This window comes from Taklimakanibacter deserti (assembly GCA_003574785.1).
On the sequence record QORU01000014.1, the window covers coordinates 71,935 to 94,684 of the forward strand.

Below are 22,750 nucleotides of genomic sequence, written 5' to 3' on the forward strand. Positions count from 1 at the left end.
GCCTCCTCAGATCATAAAGCCGACGAGCTCCTGCTCGGTCGGCTTTGCTTCCGGTGGCGCCGGCCGCTCAGTGACGACCTCGCCATCTCGCATTATGAGGATACGGTTGGACAGGCCGATCAGCTCGAGCAAGTCATCGGTGACGAGCAGGATCGCGACGCCCCTCGCCGTGAGATCGCGCATCAACGCATAGATCTCCTCCTTGGCGCCGACATCCACCCCGCGCGTCGGATTATCAAGCACCAAGACATTCACGCTCTTGGCCAGCCATTTGGCCATGACGACCTTCTGTTGGTTTCCGCCGGAAAGATACTGGCAAAGCTGGCCGGGACCGGTGGCGCGAATATGCATGAGCTTGATGTAGTCCCGCGCTAGTCGTGATTCGCGTACGGCGGAGATGAAGCCCGGCAGAACAGTTACCTTGTTGAGCGCAGCGAGGGACATATTGGCCGCGACGGAGAGGTAAGGAATGATACCTTCGATCTTGCGCTCCTTCGGCACGAATCCGACATTTGCGGCGACGCAGGATTTTCCGCGATTGCGGACCGGCAGTCTGTTCCCTCTGATACTGACGGTACCGCCAGTCGGGAAAGGCTCGAACCCTACGACCGCGCGCGCCACCTCTTCCTTGCCGCAACCGACGAGCCCTCCGACGCCGAGAATTTCACCCTGTCTCAGCGCAAACGAGACGCTTTTGACATGACCGCCGGAAAGGTCATCGACAGAGAGCGCGATTTCGTCGGAGTCTGCGACTGTCCGCTGGCGTTTTTCCTTATAGTATTCCTCATCGCGTTCGCGGCCGACCATAGCCTGATGGATGCGCGGCGTGGAGAACTCTCCCCTGGCCATCTCGGCGACCATGCGGCCGTCCTTCATGACATAGAGGCGGTCGCAGAGTGTCATGTATTCGGAAAGGCGATGCGTGATGAGGACGAAAGACGCGCGATCGCGGAAGCGCCGGATGCTCCCGAACAGGACGGCCACCTCCTTGTCGCCGATGGCAGCCGTAGGTTCGTCGAGCAGCACGATCGGATGCTCGACCTCGAAAAAGTCCGCCAGCACGAAGGCCTTGGCGATTTCGATCATTTGCCGGTCGTGGAATTCGTAGCTTGCAGTCACCTTGCGCGGATCGATGTGGCCGAGCCCAAGCTTTCGGAGATGTCGTTCCGACAGATCAATCATGCGGCCTGCGTCGACGAGACCACCGGCACGTGAAAACCTGCTCTCATGTGAGAGAAAGAAATTCTCATAGACGCGCAAGTGTGGCACGAGCGCCTGCTCCTGGAATACCATGGAGACGCCAGCGCGCACCGCGTCGGTATATCGTTCGGGAGCAAAGGCGCGCCCGAAGAGAGCCATCGATCCCTCGCTCGGGCCGTAGATGCCGGCGATCATCTTCAATGTGGTCGACTTGCCGGCACCATTCTCGCCGGCGATGCCGACAATCTCATTCGCGAAGATATCGAGGTCGACGCCTTCGATCACTGTGACGCCGGCAAATCTCTTGGCGGCGGCACGCATTTGAAAGATTGGCTTGCGGCCATCGCTCACGAGAGGTTCCTCGCCGAAAGAGAGCGGCTCGTCGCGATGACGGCCAGGAGGATGACACAACCTTTGATAATAGTCTGGAGATAGGGATGCACTGCAAGAATGTTCATACCATTCGAAAGCATCGCAACGACCAGAACACCGAGCAGAGTGCGCGCGACGCCGCCAATGCCACCGGCGATCGCCGTGCCCCCGACGACGACGGCCGTAATGGTTTCCAGCATCAGGAAGTCACCCATCGTGCCCGTGGCCGTGCCGAGCCGCGAAGCCAGGAGCGCGCCGCAGAGGCCGCAGAGGGCCCCGGAGAGCGCGAAGGCCTGAACCTTTACATAGTCGACGGAGACACCGACGAGCTTGGCGGTCTCCTCGTCGCTGCCGATCGCCAGTGTCATTCGGCCGAAGCGTGTCCGCTCGCCGATCAGAACGCAGAGAGCGTACACAAGGATGGCAAAGACGACGATCATGGGCAAATAGGCTATGAATTCATACTGTGTGACGGCGATGTATCGGGCGTCGCGGATGGGGATTGAACCGCCATCGGAGAGGAAGAGGATGACGCCGGTAAGCGACGTTCCCACCCCAAGTGTCACCAATATCGAGGGAATTCGCAAATAGACATAAAGGAGGCCGTTGATTGTGCCAATGGCGAACCCGACGAGCGTTGCGACGAAGATTGAGCCATAACCGAGGCTCGGCACCAGCAAGGCCGCCACAACTCCCGCCAGCGTGGCGACCGCACCTACCGACAAGTCGATCGAGCCCATCAGGATCACGAAGGTGGCCCCACAGGAGGCCACCAGCAGAACCGAGGCTTGGAAGAGAATATTGCGAGCGTTCTCAGGCGTGACAAAAGCCGGGTTCAGCACACCGAAGACGACGGCGAGCAGCGCGAGCACCAGCAACGGAGCGAGGTGTCGCAGTCGCGTCATGTCTAGCGCCGCGCGAGTTGGGCTGGTTGCCGTCAAGGGATGGAATTCACAGCGTTTCATGAAGGTCGAAGGATGGCAGGCCAAGCCAATGGCCCGCCATCTCCACCGTCACTCCGGGATCCGTGACTTATAGTGCGACTCATAGTCTGCTTTGAGCTTGTCGACGCAGCCTGCGCCAAACTCCGCTGTATATTCCTTGGGCAGCTCATAGCCGGCGGGCTTCTCAGCAGTACGCCACATTTGGGCGGCATCGATCGGCCATACGTGATTCTGCGGATCCCAGTTGTCTGGATTGAGCGTCCGCGACATCTTCTTCCAGTCGAACGGAAGCTTGTCGCCTTCCAGAAACTTTGTATAAGCCTCGACATTCTCGGCCGTTATCAGCGTCGCGCCCATGTACATCATGCGCTCGCAGGCGCCCGGCTTCCATCCATGGGCAACGTCATAGGCGCGGACCAGCGAGAAACCCGCCTGCCAGGCCGGGGTGAAGCTCATGGTGGCGAAGAAGCGACCCTCCTTGATCAGGTCCATGGTCTCGGCGTTGCCGTCGAGACCAACAACCGGAATGTCCTTCAGTCCGGCGTCCTCGAGCGCCTGCATGGCGCCGACTCCGACCGAATCGTTCTGGCCGAATACGCCGTCGATCTGCGGGTTTGCGACGATCAGGTCTTCCATGACCTTTCGCGAGTCGATCTGGTTCCAATTCCCGGGCTGACGGGCAATCAATTTGATCTCCGGGTATTCCTTCAGCGCCTTGTCGACGCCCAGCGTGCGAGAAATCTCCGCCGAAGAACCTGGATAGCCGGTGATGTGGACGAGATTGCCCTTCTTGCCCATCTTCTCGAACAGAGCCTTGGCGATGACATAGGCGTTATCCTCGCCGTCGGGCGCAAAGAAGGTGGCGTAGGCATAGTTGTCGGCGCCATTGTCTATGGGGTGAAACCACGGCAGCGCGTCCCAGATACCGACATAGGTGCCGCCGGCAGCCTTTACCTTCTCGGCCATCTGCTTGACATTGCCGACGTCCTGGGCATTGCCGAAGAACATCTTTGCACCAGCCGTAATCTGTGCTTCGTAGTTGCCGATCTGCTTGGAAGCGTCACCGCCATTTGTAAGGACGCGGTATTCGAGGCCAAGCGCCTCGGCAGCCTGGCGCGCACCTTTGTCGAAATTCGACCAGTACTCATTATCGAGACTGGTGAATTCGGCGACGCTCACCTCAGCGGCCCGCGTCCAGGACGCCCCCGTGAGTATGGCGATAGCGCCAGCCAAGCCTAGAAGCGATTTCATGTTCATAAGGTTCCTCCCATGATTGGTTCGAGGACCTCGCGTATTCTCGGATTGCTCGATCTCGCTCAGCCCTGTCGACGTCCGTCAAATTTGGCGCAGCATGCTTCTCAGCCACTAAAGGGGGTCGCTGGCCTGTTATCGATGTTCTTCACTTGCCGGATTATCTTGATGCAAGATCATGGAGCCCGTCACGTGAGAGTATATTCATTTTGAGAATACCGTCGCGCCGTCATGTCCGGAATATGGGGCATCCTTCTGCGATGAAACACAGTCGTGAACTCGAATGCAATGGAAGCGAGATTTTGCCAGAGCGCGTCAACAGACCGGGGTCGAGTGATGGGCATTCTCAGCGAAGTGCTTAACGTTCACGATACAGTGGACGTGCTGCGAATTCTGTGTGGTCTGTTTTTCATCCCGCATGTTGCAGGAAAGCTCTTTGAGCCCGCGGCGTTGGGGTTCTTTCAGACGGCCGGATTCAAACCACCCAAATTCTGGATGTATACGGCCGGTGTCGTTGAAGCGATTCTGACGGTTCTTCTCGTTTTCGGGCTTTTTAGTCCATGGGCCGCTGTCGTCGCGACTGTCCATTTGTGCATTGTAGCAGGCGCCATTTATCGCGTGTCGCACGGGAAATGGTTGTGGAATATCGGCGGAAACGAATATGCGGTTTTTTGGGCTTTGTGCTGTGCCCTTGTCGCCATTCACGACTGAGCTGAATTGCCGTTCCGACGAGGCTGCGGGTTCGATTTCCATTTTGAGAATGTTGCCGCGTGTTCTCGCGGCTCCCTTCTGCCATTTTCGCGCATCTTGGGAGGATTGACCTGCACCGACGGCTGGCGCCCGCTTTGTCGGCAGGCGGACGATTTCTCGTGTCAGCGCTTTGTCGGGCAAGCCTCCACCGACCGCAGAAAGACTGGAAGCACTGGATGACAAGCACTCTTTTCACCCCGATCACTTTGCGCGGCCTGACGCTCGCGAACCGGGCGATCGTATCGCCCATGTGCCAATACAATTCAAACGAAGGCTCGGCGAATGACTGGCACATTCTGCAGCTCGGCCAGTTCTCCCTCGGCGGAACCGGCGCGCTGGTCATGACGGAATCGACCCATGTCAATCTGCAGGGTCGCATCACGCTCAAATGCGCGGCTATGTGCAGCGACGCCAACGAGGCGGCGATGAAGCGTGTCATCGACTTCTGCCGGCAATATGGTGTCGCCAAGCACGGCCTTCAGCTCGGGCATGCCGGACGCAAGGGCTCCACCTTGCCGCCGGCTCTCGGCGGAAAGCCGCTGTCCGGCGAGCAGGGGGCGTGGGAAACGGTGGCGCCGTCGGCCATTTCCTATGATGAAGGTTGGCATGTGCCGCGCGCGATGACGGAGGCGGATATCGAGCAGGTGAAAGCCGACTTCGTGAGCGCCGTGCGGCGCGCCGAGCGCATCGGCTATGATCTGGTCGAGCTCCATTTCGGCCACGGCTATCTGGTGCATCAGTTCCTGTCGCCGCTGTCGAACAAGCGTAAGGACGGGTATGGCGGCAGCCTCGAGAACCGCTTGCGCTTTGGCCTAGAGCTGTTCGCCGCGGCCCGTGCGGCCTGGCCCGAGGACAAGCCCATGGGCGTGCGCCTCTCGGCGTCGGACTGGCTCGAGAACGGCTGGTCGGTCGAAGACTCGATCGTGCTCGCCAAGGAGCTGAAGGCGCTGGGTTGCGATTACATAGACGCCTCGAGCGGTGCGCTCCATCCGGCGCAGAAGATACCGCTCGCGCTCGGCTATCAGGTGCCGTTTTCCGAGGCGATCCGCAAAGAGGCGCAGATTCCAACCGTCGCGGTCGGTCTCATCACGTCGGCGCGCCAGGCTGAGGATATTCTCGCCGGCGGCAAGGCCGATTTCGTGTGCCTTGCGCGCGGGGCCATGTGGAATCCGCGCTGGATATGGCACGCCGCGGAGGAGTTGGGTGCGGAGGCTCCCTATGCCCCGCGCACGATGCCGTGCCATCCCAGCAATCGCCCGGCGGCCTTTCCCAATCACCGGAAGCCTTCATAGGCCCGACAAAGCTATGGTATCGGGGATTCAGATAAGGATGACGGTGAGGTTTCCGTGATGAAAGCGCTGCGTTTCCACAAGGCTCGTGACCTGAGGCTCGAAGACGTTCCTCCGCCACCCAAGCCGGTCGGCGATGAAGTGATCCTGAAGATCTCGCATTGCGGCATCTGTGGGACTGATCTGCATGAATATGTCGCCGGGCCGATCATCCTGCCAATTGAGCCCCATCCCGTGACCGGTGCCAGGATCCCCATCATCCTGGGCCATGAATTCTCGGCCGTGGTCACGGATGTCGGAAAGACGGTAACGACGGTCAGGCCGGGTGATCGCGTGGCGATCCTCCCGCATCTGATGAAGGCCGGGGACTACTATGCGCGCCGCAATCTGGGCCAGTTCAGCGCGGCGACGGGCCTCGTGGGCCTCACCTGGCATTGGGGCGGCATGGGTGAATACGCCCTGGTGCCGGAGCAGAATGTCGTCAGGCTTCCGGACAATGTGAGCGACGAGCAGGGCGCCGTGCTCGAGCCTTCGGCCGTGGCGGTGAATGCCATCGACAATGCCGGTATCGTAGCGGGAAGCACCGTGCTGATCACCGGCGCCGGTCCCATCGGCGCACTGACCGCGCTTGCAGCGCGCGCGGCCGGCGCCTCGAGGATCTTCGTCTATGAGCCGAATGACGGTCGCCGCGCGCGGCTCGCGGATTTCGAAGGCTTGTCGCTTCATGGCGGATCGACCGACGATCTGGTCCAAAGAATCGAAGCCGAGACGGAATCGGGCGTCGGCGTCGATGCCGCCATCGAATGCGCTGGCCATCCTGCGGCACTCGACCTGTGCATCAGGGTGACGAAGCGCACCGGAACGATTGCGCAAGTCGGCCTCTTTGTCGAGAAACCCGAGGTCGACATGTTCAAGCTGTGCGAGAAGGGGCTGAGGCTCGTCGGCTGCTGGGGCAATGACATTACGCTCGGGCCGCGCCTGGTTGCCATGATCGCGAGCGGCAGATTTCCGGCGGAGCGGATCATCACCGGACGCGTGAGCCTGGAGCAAGCCGTCACAGAAGGATTCGAGACGTTGACAGAGGCCGGCAACGATCATCTGAAGATTCTGATAAATGTTGCGGGCTGAGCCATAACTCCAATTGTGGATTGGAACGACAATTGCTGAGGCCATAAACACCCATCCTTTTTGCTCACGGCTGGTGACGCAGATATATAGTCGTATCAAGCCCGGGGAGGACGGTCGCCTGCATCGACGATCGTGTGTTGAATCGTTGGTGAAAGGTGGTCAACGATGGCCGGCCGTTTCGCCATGACCATGCATCGAAGCGGAAGTCCAGATAGGCAAGTGCGACGGCGACAGTGATCGAGCCAACATTCACTTGGCAGAGCTCGCGCTGCCAGCGAGCTTCGAGTGCATCGAGCGCACGCTCCACCCTGAGCTTCTGGCGGTCGAGCCAGGTGTGCCAATGCAAGCGCTCAGGCCGCTGTGCGATTTCATTGCGATATGCGACGGCCGCATCGGCAATCCCGATTCCGATGGCCTGCAGCGTCAAGGTGCGGTGACGTTCGTCCCCACCACGGGCGAGCAGTTTCTGATCGCACGCCTGGTTGAGGTGGTCGACAATGACGCGGGAATCGTGAAGCACGGCTCCGTCCGGTGTAACCAGGACGGGTATCTGGGCGATCGGAGAAAGAGCGGCAAGCTCCTCATTCTCGGTCGCCACTTTGACGTCGGTCGCAATGAGCTCCAGCTCGCCGCCCAGCCCGGCTTCATGTGCAGCCACGAAACATATCCGGACGTAGGGCGAGATCATATCGCCGTAGATCTTCATGTGAATCCGTGGAGCTTCAGACCGCGTGCCGCGCGAGAGCCGCCAGGCTGCGTTCGAGCGTTTCGGTTACATTCGCCAGGTGACTGCGCATCGCTTTGTCGGCACGGTCCTGATCACCGGCGCAGATCGCCTCGACGATCTCGGTATGCTCGCGGATGGACTGGTGGATGCGGCCCGGAAACAGGATGGTGCGGAACTGGAAGCGCACGATCTGCGAGTTCAGCGTCGCGAGCAACCGGCTCGCCGTCTGATGCCCGGAGATCTTACGGATCTCTGCATGCAAGGCGCCATTCTGGCCGGAATAGGTGGTGAAATCTTCCTTGTCGATCGCTTCCCGCATGGTTTCGAGAATGTCGCGCAGCCGCTTGCGGTCGGCGGCATTTGCCTTGGCGGCCGCCTGCCGGGCGATCAGCGATTCGAGCGAGGCGCGCACTTGCAGGATTTCCAGCGCCTCTTGCTCACTGATGACCCGGACGCGGGCCCCGCGATTGGGCTCGGAGACGACCAGGCCTTCCTGCTCGAGCTTGCCCAGCGCCAGCCTGACATTCGACCGATTGGTGCCGAGCCACGCTGCCAGATCCGCCTCGACCAGCCGCTGGCTCGGCATGAAATGACCAGTCTCGATCGCCTTGCGCAAGACCGCTGTCGGATCGCTCTTTTCCTTGCTGCGTGCCACGTCCCTCGTTCCTTTCCGCTTGTCCCCGTGCTCTCGTTACGTGCCGGTTGCACGAACGTGATCGCCTGCGCCCGCTGCCAGGATCAGGTCGAGCGTTTCAAGCCACTCGTCATCGTGTCTCTTTTTCAGGGCGGGACTGCCGTCAGAAAGGTCGGCGGCCCAATCCTGACGAAGCGCTGTCGCCATGGCCATGAGCGGCTCGAGCCCTGCTTCCCTGACCGTGGTCGCGACTTCGCGCATCTCGGCGGCGCGTCTGCGCCCGTGCACCAGCGAGCGCCCCACTTGATGGCCCGCATACTTATTCCAGTCGGTTCCCGGAAACGTATCGTTCAGTGAAGCCAATACGCGACTCTCGACGCCATGCGCGCGCGCCGCGAGAAAAGCTTCCGAGCACAGGGCCTCGATACCCTTGATGATGATGCTCCGGCACATCTTGGTCGCGGCGGCAATGCCGACCTGGTCCGCGACGACTTCGAGATTCATGCCATAGCCGCAGAGCCCGTTGACAACGGAGGCAGCATGGCTGCCGGCCAGCAGGATTGGAACGGCGAGCGCGCGTGACGGCACGGGCGCCATGATCGCGCCATCGACATAGGCGGCTCCTGATCGCTCGATCACAGCGGCGCTTGCCTTCTTGGTGCCGGGCGAGACCGAGTTGAAGTCGAGGAAAATCTGTCCGGGCTTGAGATAGGTTGCGGCTTCTCTCGCAACATCGAGCGATGCGGCTGCGGTGACCAGAGACAGAACGATTTGCGCACCTTGCGCGGCTTCAGCAGCCGACACCGCGAATTCGATCCCACTGCCTGTGAACTGCGCCGCCTTCTTCGTGAAAGCAGGCGTCCCCTGAAGAATGTCGTAGCTGCGGACAGGCACGTGGCTGGTGAGCGCAGCACCGAAAATCGCTCCGGCTTCGCCGAAGCCGATGATGCAGAGACGGTGGGTCATGCCGATCGAGCTCAGTGTTTGATTCGCACGATTGTCATCAATTTGGGCGACAATGTCAATTGATTAACTTGTGGAGAATATTGCGCAAAACTCATTAACAGAGCTGGCTCTATACTATTTTGTTGACAAAATTGATAACAGTTATAAGCGAAGGTATCCGAGGTGGGAGACGCCCGATGCCACTGCATTTCACGGACCAGGAATTCGCCGCCCGCAAAGCGGAGACGATCGCCCGGATGGCGCGGGACGGCCTCGATGGTCTGCTGATGTTCCGCCAGGAAAGCATGTATTACCTGACCGGCTACGACACCTTCGGCTATGTCTTCTTCCAGTGTCTGTATCTTGGGGCCGATGGGCGCACGACGCTCCTGACACGCGCACCCGATGCACGCGCCGCCCGCTACACGTCAAATATAGAAGACATCCGCATATGGGCGGATCGACCGGACGCCAATCCCGCTGCCGAGCTCAAGACGATACTGGCCGAGCATGGCTGCGCGGGGCACCGTCTCGGCGTCGAATGGGAGGCCTACGGGCTCACGGCGCAGAATGGCCAGGCGCTTGCCGCAGCCCTCGAAGGCTTCTGTCGGCTGGTGGACGCTTCGCTCCTGATCACGCGTCAACGTGTCGTGAAGCGGCCGGCCGAGATCGCCTATGTGCGCAAGGCTGCGGAACTGGCGGATGCTGCTTTGGCCGAGGGTCTGCGGCTGGCGAAGCCCGGCGCATTCGAAGGCGACATTCTTGCCGCCATGCAGGGCGCCGTGTTCAAAGGCGATGGCGACTATTCCGGAAACGAATTCATCATCCAGTCGGGCCCCGGGTCGCATCTCGGCCGCTACACGTCCGGCAGGCGCCATGTCGCCGCCGGCGAGCAACTCACGCTCGAATTTGCCGGCGTCTATCGGCACTATCACTCCTGCCTGATGCGCGTGGTGACCATTGGCAAGGCGAATGCGCGGCAGCTCGAGATCCACAAGCATGCCATGGCTGCACTGGAGGCGAGCTCCAATGCGCTACGCCCTGGCGATCCGGTCGGCAATGTCTTCAACGTCTATATCCGGACGCTCGAGAAGGCCGGCTTCATCGAGAACAACCTGAATGCTTGCGGCTACAGTCTCGGCACCACCTTCTCGCCGAACTGGATGGACTGGCCAATGCTCTATCGCGACAATCCGGTGATCGCCGAGCCGGGCATGGTGTTCTTTATGTTCCTCGCCATCACCGACAAAGGTGTGAGCGGGATTCCCGGCGAAACCTTCCTCGTTACCGACACCGGCTGCGAGCGGCTCGGCAAGGCGCCGATCACTTGCGCCACTGAAAGCTGATCTTCACCGAACAAAGGAGAGCCCGCAATGCCCGCGAACTATCCCTTCAGCCGTGTCCACCACGTCCATGTCATCGTCCGCGACATGGCGAAGGTCGAATCCTTCCTGCGCGCCATCGGCATCGAGCTCACCGACTACGATCACCCGGGTAACTACACGCTCCTCGAGGGCAATGACGCCGAGACGCTGGCCTCGATCCACTACAAGTTCTGCCGCATCGACGGCGTCGATCTGCAATTCATGTCGCCCAAGGATGACCGGCCGAGCCGGCACAAGACCTTCCTTGAGATTCGCGGGGAAGGGGTGTTTAGCATCGGTTTTCTCGTCGATGACGTGGATGCAGCCGAGGCCAAAGGCAAGGAACTCGGCCTTGAGGTGCAGCAGAAGGGACGGCATGAAGACGGTTGGGGCTTCACCTATTTCGACACCGCCGACACGCTCGGCATCAATCTCACCGTGCGCCAGAACCCCTTTAGTGAGCGGTGATCGTGGGCCGCATCAAGGCGGCCCCATCAATCATGCCAGCCACCAGCGCTCGGCGATCTTCAGACCGTCATTCTCCCAATTGGCGGCGACATCGCCATGGGCAAGCTTCCTTGAATTGGCGGTCACGAAGTTGTTGAAGACGAGGACGATGACACCGCCATCATCATGCACGAGCTGCTGCATCTCGGCGTAAATGGCCGCACGCTTGGCTTCATCCAGCTCGGCGCGGCCTTGCAGGAGTAGCTCATTGAAGCGCTTGTTCTTCCAGAAGGTCTCGTTCCAAGCCGCATCGGCGGCATAGACGGTCGAGAACATCCAGTCGGCGGTCGGGCGGCCGCTCCACGACGCCACGCACCAGGACTTCTTCATCCAGATATTGTCCCAATAGGCATCATCCGCCTCGCGCACGACATTGATGTCGATACCGCATCTGGCCGCCGTCTCCTTGATGAGGATGGCCGCATCGACGGCGCCTGCAAAGATCACATCGGCGGCGGAGAGATCGACCTTCAGGCTGTCAAGGCCTGCCCTCTTCAGATGGAATTTGACCCTGTCGGGATCGTATTTGTGCCTGGGCTCGGGGTCGATCGCATATTTGACCGACTTGGGTATCGGATTGTCGTTGCCGACCGTCGCATGGCCGCGGAAAATCTTCTTCTGGATCTCGTCACGGTCGATCGCGTATTTCATGGCCATGCGCACATCGTTGTTGTCGAAAGGCGCCACCGTCGTGTTCATCGGCAGAACATAATGGCCATACCCCGAAAGCTCGAGGAGCTCGACGTCAGGATTGCGCTTCAAGAGGTCAAGCGTTTTTAGATCGGCGCGACCGATCCAGTCCACCGCGCCCGTGGTCAACGCATTGGTGCGCGCCGTCACATCGGTGATGGCGATGAACTCGACCTCATCGAGATAGGGCTGGTTCGATTTGTGGTAGTTCGGGTTGCGCTTGAGTCGTGCGGACAGGCCCGGCTCGAATTTCTCCAGTGTAAAGGGGCCGGTGCGAATGCCGGACTGCCAGTCTGACTTGCCGTCGTTGGTCGGCATGATCGGGATGTGATAGTCGCTTACCAGATAGGGGAAGTCGGCGCTGCCGTCCTTGAGCGTGAAAATCACATTCTCCGGACCATCCGCCTTGATGTCGGTGATCGGCTCGAGCAGCGACTTGGCGGCTGATTTGGATTGAGGCCCCATATGATGGCGGAATGAAGCCACGACATCATCCGGTGTGACCGTCTTGCCATGGTGGAAAGTCACGCCCTTGCGCAGCCTGAATACCCATTTCCTGGCGCCATCGGAAGGCTCGAAGGATTCGGCGAGATCGGCAACGATATCGCCCTTGGCGTCGATTTCGGTGAGGCTGTTCGACAATCCACCCCAGAAGGCACATTGGGTGAAAGTGTCGGGGTAACCCACTGGATCGAGTGTGTCGGTGGTGGCGCCGTGCGCGAGGCCGAAGCGGGCTGAGCCGCCCTTCTTTGGTTCGGCGCGCACCGCTTTGATGAACATCGCATTGCCGGCGGCGGCCGTGAAGCCTGCCGCCAGGGCGAGTTGGACGAAGTCGCGGCGTGAGACCTTGCTCTTGCCGGCAAGGCGTGTCGCTATCTTGAGCTTGTGCTCGAATTCGCTCATTGCGGGTATCTCCTTCGAAGTCCCTGTTCAATCAGTTGCGAATCGGTAGGAGAGCGTCATCTCTGGCGGTCGGAAATGATCCTGTAGTGAGCATCGCGCGGCGTGCGCGCCGGGCCGTTGACGGGCGTGATATCTTGCGGACAGCTCGAGAACACGACGAACAAGTCCATCTCAGCGCGGAGCGCGACCAGATCGCCCGGCTTGGTGACCGGCGGCTGGCGAAGGACCTCGCCTTTCGGGCCGACCGTCACGTTGAAGAACAGGTTGAGCGGGCTCGGCGTCGTCGGTGGCGTGACGTCGAACTCCTGCAAGGCCTCGGCGAGATTGTCCTGGCAGTTCCGGTGGTATTCCTTGGCGCCGAGCTCGGTATAGACGGACTGGTTGCAGGCACAGAGAAGAGCATCGTGCCGGCCGGGAGTGGTATCGTTGACGATCGTGAGCATCGGGCGGCGCAGATTGCTGGAGAGGGTGTCGCCTTCATTGACATAGACGCGGCTGTTGACGGAACGGGTGTGCTCCATCGACATCATCTCGCTCACATCGCTGGCGTTGAAGGCCCAGGTATCGACCGCCTGATGGCCATGTGTATTGATGACTTCGATCGTCTCGCCTCTGCGCAGCAATACCGCTTTGCCGTGCCGCGCCGGAATCAAACCTAGTTCTGACATATATGTTCCTTCCGTCTGCCGGTTTCTCAGGCTAGCCCGCGCAAATTTTCGTGGTCGTCACACCCGCTGGAATCATATCGTCTTTGGTGAAGCCATACTTCTCCATGATCGCCATGAATTCCGGCCGGGTCCGCAGCTCCGCCAGATGCTTGTTGATCTCGGCAAGCAGGTCCTGATCTTCAAGCCGCACCGCGAAGCTCGCGAAACCATAGCGCGGTTTGCCGTTCTCGGAGGGCTGCTCGAAGGGCGAAGCGCGCTCGAGGCCGGAATCACCGAGTGCCTTGAGCTGGCCTTCGAGGATGGTCGCCGGATTGGCGAAACCATCGGCGCGGCCCGCCTGGACCGCGGCATAGCCGCCAGGGTCGTCGGTGACCGCGACAAGCTGCTCGTCCTTCACGCCCATCGCCTTGGCGTTGTCGGTAATACCGGTGCCGCCGACCGTATAAGCGAGCTTGATCGTCGGATCTTTTGCGATGTCGGCATAGCTGTGGATCTTCTTCGGATTGCCTGCCGTCACGACAATGCCGTCTCCCAGAATATAGAGCGGTTCGGCGAAGGCGACCTGGGCGCAGCGGTCAGGCTTTATGTAGATGGATGAGGTGACGAGGTCGAAGCGCTTGGCTTTCAGGCCAGGAATGAGGCCGCCGAAGGTGGTGAGACCGCCGTCGAATTCCTTGACGCCCATCTTGTCGAAGATCTGATGCAGGACATCGATGACGACACCGGTCAATTGGCCGTCCGGCGTCGCATAGGCGAAGGGCGCTTCATTGGTGAAGCCCATTCGGATGCTGCCTTGTGCCTTGATCTTTTCGAGGGTCGTCTCGGCGAAAGCGCCACCCGAGAATCCGCTGACAAGCATCAGACCGACAAAAGCGGTTCTCATGCGCAATAAGGCTCGACGCATGTTCTCTCCCCTTGAATGCGCTGGTGGGCGTCATAAAACACCTCAACCCAACGTAGCTTTTTTGATAACTATTATGACATCTATATTGTCAACAATATTGCCATCAGTCAAGGGTTGATGTGAGCAAATTCGTCACGCCGTGAGCGTGACGAGGCGCTCTTCGGTGTATTCCCGGACGGCATATTTCGGGCCCTCATGCCCGAAGCCGCTGTCCTTGACCCCGCCAAAAGGCATCGCATCGGCCCGCGCACTTGAGGTCTCGTTGATATGAACCGAGCCGAAGCGGAGCTTCATGGCGGAGGGAAGGGCGGTGGAGAGATCTTGCGTGAACAACCCGACGGAAAGACCGAATGGGGTGGCGTTGGCGGAAGCGATGGCCTCATCGAGCGACTCGAACGGAAGGATCGACAGCACCGGGCCGAAGATCTCCTCATCCAGTACCCGCAGCCCCGCCTTTACATTCGTCAGGATTGTCGGGGAGAGCACCGGTCCGGTTCGGACGCCGCCACAGCAGATCCCGGCACCGGATGTTTCGGCTTCGCGCAACATGCCTTCGACGCGACTTGCGGCCTCATCGGAGATCATGGGGCCGATGCGCGTTGCGCTGTCACGCGGATCGCCCGCGGGCATGTGCCGGGCAAGATCGACAAGACTGTCACGTACCTGCTCGAAGCGTTTGCTCTGGACATAGAGGCGTTGCACGGATGTGCACACCTGTCCTGCCTTGCGGAAGCCGGCGTTGGCGATCTTGGGCAGTGCGCGTTCGAGATCGGCGTCGGCGCAGACGATGGTGCTGGCGATGCTGCCGAGCTCGAGTTGAGTGCGGCGCAGGCCGGCGGCATTCTGGATCAGCCTGCCGACGCGGGTACTGCCGGTGAAGGTATAAAAGCCGACACGCTGATCGGCGAGCAGTGCGCGTGCCGCCTCTCCCTTGCTGTCATGCAGCACCGAGATCAGCCCCGCCGGCAGGCCAGCTTCGATCAAAAGCTCCGCGATCATTTGCGCAGTGAGGGGTGTCAAGCCCGATGGCTTCAGGATCACGGCATTGCCCGCCGCCAGGGCCGGTCCGATCTTGTGCAGCACGACATTCAAGGGCGAGTTGAACGGCGTGATCGCGCAAACGACGCCAATGGCGATGCGGATGGTGAAGGCGACGCGGTTCTCCTGGCGCGGCGAGGCGGCGAGCGGGACCATCTCACCCGCGATGCGGCGAGCCTCGTCCGCGCAGAGGCTGAGAGTCAGCACGGCGCGATCGACCTCGTTGGCGGCGTCTGCGAGCGTGAAACCGGCCTCGGCCGTCAGCATCGCGGCGAAAGCATTGCGGCGCTCGCTGAGTAGTCGGGAAGCAGTCGACAGGATCTCGAAGCGGCGCGCGGGGGCCGGGACATCGGTGCGAAAGGCGCGCTCGGCGGTAGATAGGGCAAGCTCGACGTTAGCGTCGCTCGCCGTGTTCACTTCCGCGAGCCGGGTCCCGAGATACTTGTCTTTGACCTCGAATCTTTGGCCGCCCGGCACGAAGCCACCGCCAATGAACGAGCGCAGCTCCGCCGCCTGAGACATGGATGCCCGCTCCTAGTTTCGCGTGCCAAGGCCGCGCATGAAGCTGTCGCGGATCCAGGCCGGATCGCGATCCGTGGTCTCGCGACCAGAAGCCCCGTCGATTTTCGCGGCGATCACATGCGGGCGATCGCCGGCAAGCGCGGTGCCCAACAGGTCTTCGAATTCTTCCGTATCCGCCGCCCAGTTGCTGTCGGCGATCCCGCAGCCGCGAGCGATCGTAACAAGATCGGCGCCGTGATGCGTCGCAGTCTTCTGTCCGCCCGTGATCTGATAGGTTCCGTTATCCATGACGAGCAGGGTCAGGTTGGATGGTGAGCGTTCCGCAATCGTCGCGAGACAGCCGAGTTGCATGAGCAATGAACCGTCGCCCTCGATGGCGACGATGCGGCGATTGGGTTGCGCCAAAGCCAGGCCGAGAGCGATGGGGAAGGCGAGCCCCATGCTGCCGAGCATATAGAAATTCTGCGGGCGAGGGCCTGCGGCCCAGAGATCGAAATTGCTGTTGCCGATGCCGCCGACGACGGCCTCGTCATTCTTCAGCCGGGACACGAGCCTGCAGGTGAGATCGAAGCGGCTCAGTCGCGGCTCGGCTATTGCGGCATGGACGGTCATCGTCAGGCCTCCTGACGTCTGGCGTGGGTGAGCAAGGGTGAAAGGATGAGGGCCGCCGGGGCATGCGTGGCGAGCGCCTGACTGATCGTTCGGTCGACCATGAAGTCGAGCTCGTCGCGCCGCGACAGCGTGTAGGTTTCGATGCCGAGCGAAGAAAGGAGCGGCCGCATGGTGCGGCAGACCATGGCCTGGCCGAGATTGAACTCGCCAAGCGTGCCGCGTTCCGAGATCATCATGAGAAGCGGGATCTGATAGGGCACGGCGAGCGAGGCCAGAACATTGGCGAGCGTGGCAAAGCCGCTGGTCTGCATGAGCACGATGCCGCGCATGCCGCCCATCCAGCCGCCGCAGACGATGCCCAGCGCCTCCTCTTCGCGCGCCGGGATGAAACTCGTGAAATAATCATCCGCCTCGATGGCCTTGATAAGCGGCGCCAGCACCTTGTCGGGCACATAGGTGACAAGGCGGATCTCGTTGCGCTTGAAGACCTCGATGACGGTCTCGTACCAGTAAGGCATTATGCGTCCTTCCTATTAGGGCCTTCAAGCGCGTTCGCATCGTCGAGATAGACGAGGCCCGCTTTGGCAAGCGCATCGCGCATGCCATAGATATCGAGTCCGAGCTCGCCCTTGGCGAGCCGGGCGCGGACCGAGCTTTCCTTGGCAAGCCGCGCGTCGCATTTTTCGGCGATGTCGCTCGCCGTCAGGCGCGGCACGAACACCACGCCATCATCGTCGGCGATGACGACGTCACCGGGATCCACCAAGACGCCGGCGACCACCACGGGCACATTGACGGCGCCGAGCGAGGCCTTGACGGTGCCTTGCGCGCTGACGGCGCGGCACCAGACGGGGAAGCCGATCTCCTTGAGCGCGAAGACATCGCGGCAGCCGGCATCGATGATGAGCCCGCGCACGCCGCGCGCCATGAGCGATGTCGCCAGCAACTCGCCGAACATGCCGTCGGCATTGTCGGAGCTGAGCCCGACAACCAGCACATCGCCTTCCTTGCAAAGCTCGACCGCGACATGGATCATCCAGTTGTCGCCCGGCCGCGCCAGAACGGTGACGGCGCTGCCGAAAGCCGTTCCGCCGGGCCAGGCAGGTCGCAGATAGGGTTTGGCGAGTCCGGTGCGTCCCTGGGCTTCATGAGCCGTGGAGACGCCGGCGGCGCCAAGGCGCGCAATGACATGGGCATCGGCGCGCGGGATATTTCTTATCGCGACGGGCTTCATCAGAAGTGCTCCACGAGATCGGGGAATACGCGCTGATAGGCTTCGCCATAGATGACCTTCCGGCCGGTATTGCGCGCCGCCTGGTTGCCGCGCTGCAGCGCCGTGCGGGTATAGTATTCCCAGAGGTGTTCTTGCGCGGCCATGCATTCGAAGGCCTTGCGCTTCTTGTCCCAGACCGGGCCGATATCGAGGAACACTTCCGGCCGCCACTCGCATTGCTCGGGCTGGTGCGGCTCGAAGAGATAGACCGGCGGCGCGCCGAGGACGCTGCCTCCGGGCTTATGGCCGTGGGCTTGGGCGATGATCCGGGCTTCCTGGGCCAGATGCGTCGCCAACGGATGGTCGAAATTATAAGGATCGGCGAGCGAATGCGAGAGCACGAAGCTCGGCATGAGCTCGCGGAAGTGATCGACCAGCGTGAAGAGCAGCTCCTTGTCGGAGGTGAGCGGATAGTCGCCGCGGTCGAGGAACACCACCTCGCAGCCGAGGATTTGCGCGGCAGCCAGAGCCTCCTTGCGCCGCTCGCGCTTGACGATTTCCTCCGTCATGTCCTTTTCGCGCCAGAGCTTGGCGGATTCACCGCGCTCGCCGAATGACAGGCAGACGACACGCACATGATAGCCTCGCGCAGCGTGGAGCGCGATGGCGCCACCGGCACGCCACACGAAGTCGGCGGAATGCGCGCTGACAATCAATCCTGTTTTGGCCGTCATGCGGCTTCTCCCTTCATAGTTCTTTTCAACTGATCAGCACCCGCCCAGAGCGAGCGCGGCACGGCGACCGAGCCCGAAAACAGCCGGCGCGCCGTCCTGATGAGTGCGGCCTTGATGATTTGTGGTCCTTCAGGTCCTTCGCTCATGTCGAGATCGACCGTGAATTCCCCACTTGGATGCTCGATCGACATCGGGCCGGAGGAGGATGCTGCGGCAATGCCTTGGGCCACCGAGCGCTTCAGCACGCAGGCGGTGGCCACGGTCACCGCACCGAGCACGCCAATGCTCGCATGGCATACATGCGGGATGAAGGTGCGTGTATTGACCACACCGCCGGCACGCGGCGGTGAGATCAAGGTCATCTTGGGAATGGGTTTCGCTGCGACATCGCCGAGGCCCATCAGCATGCCAGCCTTGAGGCGGATGCGCTCGAGCGTGGTCTTGAGGTCGCCATGGGCATTGAGCGCATCGCGTGTCTCATGGCCCGTGATGCCGAGCCGCTCGGCCGGCAATATGACGACCGGCATGCCATTGTCGATCAGCGTGCATGGCACGTCATCGATGACATCGAGCGTATTGCCAGTCGGCAGCAGCTTGCCGCAGACCGAGCCTGCGGTGTCACGGAAGGCGATCGAGATCGGCGCATGCGTTCCAGGAACGCCATCTATACGGGTGTTGCCGACATAAGTGAGCGCACCGGCCGGTGTCTCGACGGTGATGTCGGCAATAGTACCGGTATTGAGAGTCAATACGCGAACCGTCGTCGAGCCGTCACGCGCTGCGATCAAGCCACGCTCGATCGCGAAGGGAACGACCGCGGCGAGCATGTTGCCGCAATTGGGCGTGGTATCGACTTGCGCCTTGTCGACGCTCACTTGCGCGAAGAGGAATTCGAGATCGACATCGCTGCGCGATGAGCGCGAGACGATCCCGACCTTGCTGGTCAAGGGATCAGCACCACCGACACCATCGATTTGCCGCGTGTCCGGTGAGCCGAGCGCCGCCAGGAGGACGCGGTCGCGCGTCGCGATATCGGATGGCAGATCCTGGGCGAGGAAGAACGGGCCCTTGGAGGTGCCGCCGCGCATCAAGGTGCAGGGGATTTCGGTGAGGCCGCTGCTCATGGCCGCCTCACGCTACGCCCGCTGCCGCGATGCGAGAGAGCGCCTCATCGATCTCCTTGTCCGACGCGGTCACGGTCAGGCGCAAGTGGCCTGACCCTGTGCCGCCGAAAGCGGAGCCGGGGACGGTTGCCACATCATGTTGGTCGAGCCAGCGTGCAGCCAGCGCGCGGTCGTCGGCCGCGACAGAAGGGAAGAGGTAGAAAGAGGCGTTCGGTGCTGCGCATTTGATGCCGGGAACGGCATCGAGCCGGGCCGCCGCGTCGCGCTGACGGCGCCGAAACATCTCCCGGTAGCCGGGCAGGACCTCGTCGTAGATTTGCAGAGCCTTGAGGCCGGCCGCCTGGACCGCACCGGGCACGCAATAGATCGAATGCTGAATGAAACGGCTGATAGGCTTCGACAGGCCCGGCGGCACCGCGAGATAGCCGAGCCGCCAGCCCGTCATGCCGAAGGTCTTGGAGAAGCTGTCGACGACGAAGGTGAAGGCGCGGCCCTTTGCTGTCCCTTGCGGGGTCGGAAAGGAAGTGTCGTGGACGAGATCCGAATAGACCTGGTCGAAGACGATCCACAGTTTGTGGCGTTCGGCGAGATCGACAAGGCCGTCGATCTCTTTCTGGGTGATGACGCGGCCAGTTGGATTGACGGGGGAGTTGACGATGACCGCGACCGTGCGCTCGGTGATGGCGGCTTCGAGGGCCGGAAGGCCGATGCGATCGAGCATGGGCAGGAGCACCGGCTTGCCGGCGCAGAGCTCGACGCACGGACCATAGCTCACCCAGCCGGGTTCGGGCACCAGCACCTCGGCACCGGGTTCGACAATACCCATGAGAGCCGTGAGCAGGGCGAATTTGCCGCCGGGCGTGATGATGATGTCGGCTTCTTCATATTGCGCGCCGGAGCGACGTTGCTCATGCGCGGCGAGCGCGGCGCGCAGCCTCGGATCGCCGAGCACGGGGCCGTAGCGGGTGTCACCGGCTTTGAGTGCCGCATGCGCCGCCTCGATGATGCGCGGATCGGTCGGGATGTTGGGGTCGCCGCTTGCCAGCGAAAGGATGCGGCGGCCGGCGGCCTTCGCGGCACGGACTTTCTCCGTCATCTCGACCGTTGCGGAAGGGCGAAGGCTCGCTACGCGGTGAGCAATGGCGCGGTCTCTCGGCATCGTCTTCTGTCGTCCCTTGGATGCTGTGCTTTCCCTCTTTCGTAGAATGCGGTCAGCATTTTTGTCAACAATATTTTGAATCGCAGTTTCGCATGGCTGGTCCGTTGGATAAAATTTGTAGTTTAATATTGTATATGTTAAACAGTAGCTTAAGTGAACAATAGAATGAGGATGCGATAACTGTCTTGACAAAGATGACAAAATTGTTGTCAATTATTCGCCAGGTTAACGAGCGCCGAAACAGGTGCCAGCAACAACGGGGAGAGACATCAATGCTGAAGGCAGCAGCACGACGTACAACTCGGCACCTCGCAGTGGCGGCCATTTCGGCGCTGTCACTACTGTCCGCCGCGGCAATCGACGCTGAGGCCGGTGACACGCTCGCCAAGGCGAAAGCGAGCGGCACGCTGCGTGTCGGCTTCGCCAATGAGGCGCCGCTCGCCTATGCCACACCCGATGGCGAGCTCACCGGTTTCGACATCGAAGTGCTGAGGCACGTCCTCGCGGATATGGGCATCAAGAACCTGGAAGGCGGACTCACCAATTTCGGCGGTCTCATTCCCGGTCTCGCCGCCAAGCGCTTCGACATCATCCCCGCGATCTATATCCGGCCCAACCGCTGCAAGCAGGTGGCCTTTGTCGAACCGCTTTATGTCGTGGGTGACGCGATCGCGGTGCCCAAGGGCAATCCCAAAAAGCTGCACAGCTATGCCGACATTGCCAAGGATCCGTCACTGAAGCTGGCCAATACGGCAGGCGGTACGGGCTTGCGCGACAATGCCAAGGCCATGGGAGTCAAGGACGAGCAGATCGTCACCATCCCCGACGATACGAGCGGCTATGCGGCGGTCAAGGCCGGGCGCGCCGATGCTTATGTCAATGTCGCCATCATTCTCGAGACACAGCTGCGTCATCTGAACGACGACAGCCTCGAACGGGCCCATCCTTTCGCGCAACCGGATTTTGGCGACGGCAAGCCCCGCGGCCTCGCGAGCTATGCGGTTCGCCTCGACGACCAGGATCTCCTCGCTGAGATCAACCAGCGGCTTGTTGCCTTCCGCGACACGCCTGAATTCGCCGCGCTGATGGACAAATACGCGCTGACCAAGGACGAAGCGGTCAAGCCCGGCATGACCACCGAAAAAGCCTGCACCGAATAACAAGGGAGGAAGACCGATGTTGAACACAGTAAAAAGATTGACGGCCCGCCATCTGGCGGCCGCCGCACTATCGCTTGCATCTGCTCTCGCCATGATGACGATCGCGGCGCATGCCGGAGACACGCTCGAAAAGGCGAAAGCGAGCGGCACCATTCGCGTGGGCTTCGCCAACGAAACGCCGTTCTCCTATGCGACGCCCGATGGTGAGCTCACCGGCTTCGATATCGAAGTGCTGCGCCATGTCTTCACCGATATGGGCATAAAGGATCTCGATGGCGGGCTCACCAATTTCGGTGGCCTCATTCCGGGCCTCGTCGCCAAGCGTTTCGACCTGGTGACGTCAGCGATCTATATTCGTCCCGACCGCTGCAAGCAGGTGGCCTTCGCCGAGCCGCTCTATGTCTTGGGTGACGCCATTGCCGTGGCGAAGGGCAATCCGAAGAAGCTCCACAGCTATGCCGATATCGCCAAGGACCCCTCGCTCAAGCTAGCCAATACCGCAGGTGGCACCGGCTTGCGCGACAACGCCAAGGCGCTGGGCGTCAAGGACGAGCAGATCGTCACCATTCCGGACGAGCTCAGCGGCTATGCTGCGGTGAAGGCCGGCCGTGCCGACGCCTTTGTCAACGTGGCGATCGTCCTCGAGACGCAACTGCGCAATCTTAAGGACGACAGCGTGGAGAGGGCGCATCCCTTCGAGCAGCCGGTCGTCGACGGCAAGCCCAGATACGGCATTGGGAGCTTCGCGGTCCGGCTCGACGACCAGGACCTGCTTGCCGAGATCAACAAGCGGCTTGTCGCCTTCCGCGATACGCCGGAATATGCCGCGCTCATGGACAAGTATGCCCTGACCAAGGATGATATGGTCCAGCCCGGCATGACGACCGAGAAGGCGTGTGCTGAGTAACGGGT

At 61.1% G+C, this 22,750-nt stretch carries 23 protein-coding genes; 7 read left to right on the forward strand and 16 right to left on the reverse strand.

Going from position 1 to position 22,750, the window contains the following annotated elements:
- Positions 1-6: 6 nt before the first annotated feature.
- From DS839_RS26710 to DS839_RS26720, 3 genes are all read right to left on the reverse strand, one after another.
- Positions 7-1,551: a sugar ABC transporter ATP-binding protein gene (locus tag DS839_RS26710; protein WP_119273555.1), complete on the reverse strand. Its 1,545-nt coding sequence runs from the start codon at positions 1,549-1,551 to the stop codon at positions 7-9.
- Positions 1,548-2,477, reverse strand: a complete 930-nt coding sequence (locus DS839_RS26715; protein ID WP_162918825.1) for an ABC transporter permease — start codon at positions 2,475-2,477, stop codon at positions 1,548-1,550. The genes DS839_RS26710 and DS839_RS26715 overlap by 4 nt, the downstream gene beginning before the upstream one ends.
- Positions 2,478-2,585: 108 nt before the next feature.
- On the reverse strand, positions 2,586-3,773 hold the full coding sequence (locus DS839_RS26720; RefSeq protein WP_119273557.1) for a sugar ABC transporter substrate-binding protein: 1,188 nt from the start codon (positions 3,771-3,773) through the stop codon (positions 2,586-2,588).
- Positions 3,774-4,103: 330 nt separating this feature from the next.
- Between DS839_RS26720 and DS839_RS26725 the strand changes: the two genes are divergently transcribed.
- From DS839_RS26725 to DS839_RS26735, 3 genes are all read left to right on the forward strand, one after another.
- Positions 4,104-4,478, forward strand: coding sequence for a DoxX family protein (locus DS839_RS26725; RefSeq protein ID WP_162918826.1), 375 nt, complete (start codon positions 4,104-4,106; stop codon positions 4,476-4,478).
- Between the two features lie 215 nt (positions 4,479-4,693).
- A complete protein-coding gene (locus DS839_RS26730; protein ID WP_119273559.1) occupies positions 4,694-5,809 on the forward strand; it encodes an NADH:flavin oxidoreductase/NADH oxidase in 1,116 nt (371 codons plus the stop codon).
- 57 nt (positions 5,810-5,866) lie between these two features.
- On the forward strand, positions 5,867-6,934 hold the full coding sequence (locus DS839_RS26735; RefSeq protein ID WP_119273560.1) for an alcohol dehydrogenase catalytic domain-containing protein: 1,068 nt from the start codon (positions 5,867-5,869) through the stop codon (positions 6,932-6,934).
- A gap of 64 nt (positions 6,935-6,998) precedes the next feature.
- Here the strand turns inward: DS839_RS26735 and DS839_RS26740 are convergent, their stop codons facing one another.
- Genes DS839_RS26740 through DS839_RS26750 form a run of 3 tightly spaced genes read right to left on the reverse strand, consistent with a single transcriptional unit; the run spans position 6,999 to position 9,261 of the window.
- Positions 6,999-7,640, reverse strand: a complete 642-nt coding sequence (locus DS839_RS26740) for a glutathione S-transferase family protein (RefSeq protein ID WP_119273561.1) — start codon at positions 7,638-7,640, stop codon at positions 6,999-7,001.
- Between the two features lie 16 nt (positions 7,641-7,656).
- Entirely contained in the window at positions 7,657-8,316 is a 660-nt protein-coding gene (locus DS839_RS26745; RefSeq protein WP_119273562.1) for a GntR family transcriptional regulator, read from the reverse strand.
- A 36-nt stretch (positions 8,317-8,352) separates the two neighbouring features.
- A complete protein-coding gene (locus DS839_RS26750) occupies positions 8,353-9,261 on the reverse strand; it encodes an NAD(P)-dependent oxidoreductase (RefSeq protein WP_119273563.1) in 909 nt (302 codons plus the stop codon).
- A gap of 176 nt (positions 9,262-9,437) precedes the next feature.
- Between DS839_RS26750 and DS839_RS26755 the strand changes: the two genes are divergently transcribed.
- Together DS839_RS26755 and DS839_RS26760 are read left to right on the forward strand one after the other, a co-directional pair.
- Positions 9,438-10,586 carry a M24 family metallopeptidase gene (locus tag DS839_RS26755; protein ID WP_119273564.1) on the forward strand — a complete coding sequence of 383 codons (1,149 nt, stop codon included), beginning with the start codon at positions 9,438-9,440 and terminating at the stop codon, positions 10,584-10,586.
- A 27-nt stretch (positions 10,587-10,613) separates the two neighbouring features.
- Positions 10,614-11,072 carry a VOC family protein gene (locus DS839_RS26760; RefSeq protein ID WP_119273565.1) on the forward strand — a complete coding sequence of 153 codons (459 nt, stop codon included), beginning with the start codon at positions 10,614-10,616 and terminating at the stop codon, positions 11,070-11,072.
- Positions 11,073-11,102: 30 nt separating this feature from the next.
- On the opposite strand, the gene DS839_RS26765 is transcribed toward DS839_RS26760, so the two are convergent.
- From DS839_RS26765 to DS839_RS26810, 10 genes are all read right to left on the reverse strand, one after another.
- A complete protein-coding gene (locus DS839_RS26765) occupies positions 11,103-12,704 on the reverse strand; it encodes an ABC transporter substrate-binding protein (RefSeq protein ID WP_119273566.1) in 1,602 nt (533 codons plus the stop codon).
- A 56-nt stretch (positions 12,705-12,760) separates the two neighbouring features.
- Positions 12,761-13,372 carry a DUF1989 domain-containing protein gene (locus DS839_RS26770; RefSeq protein WP_119273567.1) on the reverse strand — a complete coding sequence of 204 codons (612 nt, stop codon included), beginning with the start codon at positions 13,370-13,372 and terminating at the stop codon, positions 12,761-12,763.
- Positions 13,373-13,403: 31 nt separating this feature from the next.
- Positions 13,404-14,255: an ectoine/hydroxyectoine ABC transporter substrate-binding protein EhuB gene (gene ehuB, locus DS839_RS26775; RefSeq protein WP_162918827.1), complete on the reverse strand. Its 852-nt coding sequence runs from the start codon at positions 14,253-14,255 to the stop codon at positions 13,404-13,406.
- A gap of 153 nt (positions 14,256-14,408) precedes the next feature.
- Positions 14,409-15,836: an aldehyde dehydrogenase family protein gene (locus tag DS839_RS26780; RefSeq protein ID WP_119273569.1), complete on the reverse strand. Its 1,428-nt coding sequence runs from the start codon at positions 15,834-15,836 to the stop codon at positions 14,409-14,411.
- Positions 15,837-15,848: 12 nt separating this feature from the next.
- On the reverse strand, positions 15,849-16,448 hold the full coding sequence (locus tag DS839_RS26785; RefSeq protein ID WP_119273570.1) for a thiamine pyrophosphate-dependent enzyme: 600 nt from the start codon (positions 16,446-16,448) through the stop codon (positions 15,849-15,851).
- A gap of 2 nt (positions 16,449-16,450) precedes the next feature.
- On the reverse strand, positions 16,451-16,966 hold the full coding sequence (locus DS839_RS26790; RefSeq protein WP_119273571.1) for a decarboxylase: 516 nt from the start codon (positions 16,964-16,966) through the stop codon (positions 16,451-16,453).
- A complete protein-coding gene (locus DS839_RS26795) occupies positions 16,966-17,682 on the reverse strand; it encodes a 4-carboxy-4-hydroxy-2-oxoadipate aldolase/oxaloacetate decarboxylase (protein ID WP_119273572.1) in 717 nt (238 codons plus the stop codon). The genes DS839_RS26790 and DS839_RS26795 overlap by 1 nt, the downstream gene beginning before the upstream one ends.
- Positions 17,682-18,395: a PIG-L deacetylase family protein gene (locus tag DS839_RS26800; RefSeq protein ID WP_119273573.1), complete on the reverse strand. Its 714-nt coding sequence runs from the start codon at positions 18,393-18,395 to the stop codon at positions 17,682-17,684. The genes DS839_RS26795 and DS839_RS26800 overlap by 1 nt, the downstream gene beginning before the upstream one ends.
- The gene (locus DS839_RS26805; RefSeq protein ID WP_119273574.1) at positions 18,392-19,519 is read right to left on the reverse strand and encodes a 4-oxalomesaconate tautomerase; all 1,128 of its coding nucleotides are present in this window, start codon (positions 19,517-19,519) and stop codon (positions 18,392-18,394) included. Before DS839_RS26805 ends, DS839_RS26800 begins: the two co-directional genes overlap by 4 nt.
- A gap of 7 nt (positions 19,520-19,526) precedes the next feature.
- On the reverse strand, positions 19,527-20,615 hold the full coding sequence (locus DS839_RS26810) for a pyridoxal phosphate-dependent aminotransferase (protein WP_162918828.1): 1,089 nt from the start codon (positions 20,613-20,615) through the stop codon (positions 19,527-19,529).
- 377 nt (positions 20,616-20,992) lie between these two features.
- On the opposite strand from DS839_RS26810, the gene ehuB (DS839_RS26815) reads away from it, so the two are divergent.
- On the forward strand, positions 20,993-21,838 hold the full coding sequence (ehuB, locus tag DS839_RS26815; protein WP_162918829.1) for an ectoine/hydroxyectoine ABC transporter substrate-binding protein EhuB: 846 nt from the start codon (positions 20,993-20,995) through the stop codon (positions 21,836-21,838).
- A gap of 16 nt (positions 21,839-21,854) precedes the next feature.
- Complete coding sequence (ehuB, locus tag DS839_RS26820) at positions 21,855-22,745, forward strand: ectoine/hydroxyectoine ABC transporter substrate-binding protein EhuB (protein WP_119273577.1); 891 nt, start codon at positions 21,855-21,857, stop codon at positions 22,743-22,745.
- The last annotated feature ends 5 nt before the right edge of the window (positions 22,746-22,750 follow it).

Bases quoted from the DNA above. Each gene is read 5' to 3' on its own strand.
- DS839_RS26715 (WP_162918825.1), bottom strand. From the start codon at position 2,477: ATGACGCGACTGCGACACCTCGCTCCGTTGCTGGTGCTCGCGCTGCTC.
- DS839_RS26720 (WP_119273557.1), bottom strand. From the start codon at position 3,773: ATGAACATGAAATCGCTTCTAGGCTTGGCTGGCGCTATCGCCATACTC.
- DS839_RS26725 (WP_162918826.1), top strand. From the start codon at position 4,104: ATGGGCATTCTCAGCGAAGTGCTTAACGTTCACGATACAGTGGACGTG.
- DS839_RS26730 (WP_119273559.1), top strand. From the start codon at position 4,694: ATGACAAGCACTCTTTTCACCCCGATCACTTTGCGCGGCCTGACGCTC.
- DS839_RS26735 (WP_119273560.1), top strand. From the start codon at position 5,867: ATGAAAGCGCTGCGTTTCCACAAGGCTCGTGACCTGAGGCTCGAAGAC.
- DS839_RS26740 (WP_119273561.1), bottom strand. From the start codon at position 7,640: ATGAAGATCTACGGCGATATGATCTCGCCCTACGTCCGGATATGTTTC.
- DS839_RS26750 (WP_119273563.1), bottom strand. From the start codon at position 9,261: ATGACCCACCGTCTCTGCATCATCGGCTTCGGCGAAGCCGGAGCGATT.
- DS839_RS26755 (WP_119273564.1), top strand. From the start codon at position 9,438: ATGCCACTGCATTTCACGGACCAGGAATTCGCCGCCCGCAAAGCGGAG.
- DS839_RS26760 (WP_119273565.1), top strand. From the start codon at position 10,614: ATGCCCGCGAACTATCCCTTCAGCCGTGTCCACCACGTCCATGTCATC.
- DS839_RS26765 (WP_119273566.1), bottom strand. From the start codon at position 12,704: ATGAGCGAATTCGAGCACAAGCTCAAGATAGCGACACGCCTTGCCGGC.
- DS839_RS26770 (WP_119273567.1), bottom strand. From the start codon at position 13,372: ATGTCAGAACTAGGTTTGATTCCGGCGCGGCACGGCAAAGCGGTATTG.
- ehuB (WP_162918827.1), bottom strand. From the start codon at position 14,255: ATGAGAACCGCTTTTGTCGGTCTGATGCTTGTCAGCGGATTCTCGGGT.
- DS839_RS26780 (WP_119273569.1), bottom strand. From the start codon at position 15,836: ATGTCTCAGGCGGCGGAGCTGCGCTCGTTCATTGGCGGTGGCTTCGTG.
- DS839_RS26785 (WP_119273570.1), bottom strand. From the start codon at position 16,448: ATGACCGTCCATGCCGCAATAGCCGAGCCGCGACTGAGCCGCTTCGAT.
- DS839_RS26790 (WP_119273571.1), bottom strand. From the start codon at position 16,966: ATGCCTTACTGGTACGAGACCGTCATCGAGGTCTTCAAGCGCAACGAG.
- DS839_RS26795 (WP_119273572.1), bottom strand. From the start codon at position 17,682: ATGAAGCCCGTCGCGATAAGAAATATCCCGCGCGCCGATGCCCATGTC.
- DS839_RS26800 (WP_119273573.1), bottom strand. From the start codon at position 18,395: ATGACGGCCAAAACAGGATTGATTGTCAGCGCGCATTCCGCCGACTTC.
- DS839_RS26805 (WP_119273574.1), bottom strand. From the start codon at position 19,519: ATGAGCAGCGGCCTCACCGAAATCCCCTGCACCTTGATGCGCGGCGGC.
- DS839_RS26810 (WP_162918828.1), bottom strand. From the start codon at position 20,615: ATGACGGAGAAAGTCCGTGCCGCGAAGGCCGCCGGCCGCCGCATCCTT.
- ehuB (WP_119273577.1), top strand. From the start codon at position 21,855: ATGTTGAACACAGTAAAAAGATTGACGGCCCGCCATCTGGCGGCCGCC.